Origin of the sequence: Paraglaciecola sp. (assembly GCF_051252315.1) — a bacterium.
GTDB lineage: Bacteria > Pseudomonadota > Gammaproteobacteria > Enterobacterales > Alteromonadaceae > Paraglaciecola.
Map to the genome: position 1 here is coordinate 1 of NZ_JBPOFP010000233.1, position 2,671 is coordinate 2,671.

The following is a 2,671-nucleotide window of genomic DNA, read 5'->3' on the forward strand; positions in this document are numbered from 1 at the left end:
ATCTAAGCTTTAGCTCTTCAGGGTAAGGAGCAAGGTAGGCTTGGTTTTTAAGATAGTCTTTAGGGTATTGAAGTAAGTAATGTTTAATTAGCGTTAAAGGGGCTATTAACGGAATTAGACCTTGCCTATAGTCTTCAATTCTTTCTGATAACTCTTTTCTTTCATTACTTTTCAGGTGTTTAGAAAAGTATCCTTGAATATGAGACAAGGTATTAGCATGTTTTTTACGGGTCGCTATTATGCTTAGCGCAGCCATCAGTCCAGATATGTATTCTTGAGCTTTAATTTCCAATGGAATGTCATTGTTAGCCAAAAGTTGTCCCAAGTTTTTATATGCGACTAAATCATGGCTCATGACTGTGTACTTATATTGGCTGTGAAAAGTTGTCAATTTATGTTTGCTCAGTCCTGAAGCCTCTAAGTTTTGCCAGTGTTTGTAGGCGAATACACGAGCTACAAAGTTTTCGCGAATGTGTAAGTCATTTAATCGACCATTTTCTTCACAAGGCAGCAGAGGATTGGCTTGCATGATTTCTTTGGCAAAAACACCAATTCCGTCTGAAGATAATGCGTTACCTTCGGGACTGTAGACTTTTACACGCTCCATTCCACAAGTAGGACTTTTAGCGCAAAAAACATAACCACTTAAATCTTTTGTCATTAATGCCACTTTTTTGCCATAAGACTGGAGTGCTTTGGTTACATCTCCCGTGCCGTCAGGTCTTGAAACGCTGATCAAATCATTGTTCTTAATTTGGCGAATAGTTGGTCTAGGCACAGGTAAACCCACTGCAACTTCTGGGCAAAATGATTTGTAACTGACATGTTGTCCTAATTCATTCAAGCAAAAGTTTGATGGTTTGTTACTACCGTCAAAGCGAACTTGCTCACCGGCTAAACATGCACTGATACCAATCTTTAAATGACGTTTTTCAACTTTATGTATCATGAGTACTCCCTATACGAAAACGAATGATTAATATATTAGGTTGCCAATTGGATTAAGTAATCTATTAATACCCTGAGTAAAGTGCAAAGCATCATTTGCCACTGTGTAACATAAGCACCCTTGAGCAGAAACAGGTGTATGTTTATTGGCACTGTCGAGCATAATAAAATCACCTTTTACATACTCGCCATGTTGATCTTCAAATGACCCTTCCAACAATAAGGTAAGTTCAAAGCCCTTGTGGGTATGCTCAGGTACACCGCCTCCTGGTGAAATGTGAAGAAGACTGGTGTGTATCTCATCTTCATTTAACTGAACTCGAGAGCGCGATAGTTTTCCTATGTTAGCTGCTTTGCCAAGTGACATATTATGCAGAGCTTTAGGCAATTTATATGGGGTGTCGTTTAATGTAACTGTTTTTGTTGACTGCGGCGCTGCATTGAACACCTCTTCAGATAGAGTGATTTTTTCAATCATGTCTTCTACGTTAAGTGCATTTGTGAGTGGACTATTTTTTGAACTCACTTGTTGGCCTCGAGAATCATCGAGATTTATTAAATCACTCTCCTCAAAGCTAATCTCTGCAACTTGTTCTGTTAGTTGGGCTATTTTTTGACTGCACTGGGGACACATTTCTGCATGCATGGCAATGCCAGCTGATAAGGAAGCAGGTAAGTCACCATTTACAAATGATTGAATTAGCTCAAATTTAGGGTGATGTTTAATCATGATTCTCTCCTAACTGCACTTTGAGTTTTGCTAAGGCTAAGCGTAAACGGGATTTAATGGTTCCAAGTGGTAAATTGAGATGAACTGCAAGTTGCTCTTGCGACATCTCCATAAAATAAAAACCTTTCACCACTTGTTGTTGAGCTTCTGGTAGTTTTTCAATGACATTTAATAACTGTTTATTTTCTAAATGGTCATTAAATTCATTTTCTTCCTCAGAAGGCGATTCTGTCGTTGGCCAAATATCTTCACTGATATTTTCTTCTTTATTACCTTTTATTTTACGCAACATATCAAAAGTGACATTGCGCATAACGGTGTAAACCCAAGTCGTTGCTGCACCTTTATCAGTATCAAATAAGTGTGCTTTTCTCCAAACATTGGTCATAGTTTCTTGAACTACTTCGTTGGCTTGAGCCTCGTTTGGAAATTTACCACGAGCAATCCTTTGAATTTTTGGAGCAAAAAATTCGAACAAATGCGTAAATGCAATTTTGTCTCGGGAATTGCCAACGTCGTTAAGCCATTGGCTTAGTTGGGGGTGATCTATTTTATCTGACATTCGACTAGGTTTAGCATTTGTCACATTGCTTAGCAAGTTAGTTTGCATCGCTCTTAACACCAAATTAAAAATTATTACTGGTTATCAATACGCAGGTGTTTAAATAAAGATCACTTTTATTTAAAAATTATTGATTGAACAAAATTTTTGGCTTCTCGGTAGTTTCTATTTTTCACAAATGAGTCTTTTATTTCTAGTTTGATAGGCAAAAGCTCCAACCACCTGGCCACAACCCATGTTGTATTTTTTAAGGGGTGGTCAAAATATAGGTCTTTTAACATTGAGTCTTGCTCAAACAAGGATTCTAGAGATTGAGATAGGCTTTTGTCTTGGGTTTGCTTTTCACTTTGTGACCAATGAATGAGCTGTGATGCCTCTCCATAGTACAGATTTTCTTGCCCTTTATTAATTGAATGAATGTTTACTAAAGA

The 2,671-nt window shown here is 37.6% G+C and carries 4 protein-coding genes; all 4 read right to left on the minus strand.

Annotated features, from left to right (window positions below):
- Positions 1 to 949 (minus strand): YbgA family protein (locus ACSHXM_RS21545; protein WP_435692442.1); only part of this gene is annotated, 949 nt, incomplete at its 3' end.
- Between the two features lie 27 nt (positions 950 to 976).
- Positions 977 to 1,678 carry a ChrR family anti-sigma-E factor gene (locus ACSHXM_RS21550; protein ID WP_435692444.1) on the minus strand — a complete coding sequence of 234 codons (702 nt, stop codon included), beginning with the start codon at positions 1,676 to 1,678 and terminating at the stop codon, positions 977 to 979.
- Positions 1,671 to 2,240, minus strand: a complete 570-nt coding sequence (locus tag ACSHXM_RS21555) for a sigma-70 family RNA polymerase sigma factor (protein ID WP_435692448.1) — start codon at positions 2,238 to 2,240, stop codon at positions 1,671 to 1,673. Before ACSHXM_RS21555 ends, ACSHXM_RS21550 begins: the two co-directional genes overlap by 8 nt.
- A 116-nt stretch (positions 2,241 to 2,356) precedes the next feature.
- The coding region (locus ACSHXM_RS21560) for a hypothetical protein (protein WP_435692446.1) at positions 2,357 to 2,671 on the minus strand (315 nt) is incomplete at its 5' end.

Excerpts from the sequence above, each read along its gene's own strand:
- ACSHXM_RS21550 (WP_435692444.1), bottom strand. The coding sequence starts at position 1,678 with ATGATTAAACATCACCCTAAATTTGAGCTAATTCAATCATTTGTAAAT.
- ACSHXM_RS21555 (WP_435692448.1), bottom strand. The coding sequence starts at position 2,240 with ATGTCAGATAAAATAGATCACCCCCAACTAAGCCAATGGCTTAACGAC.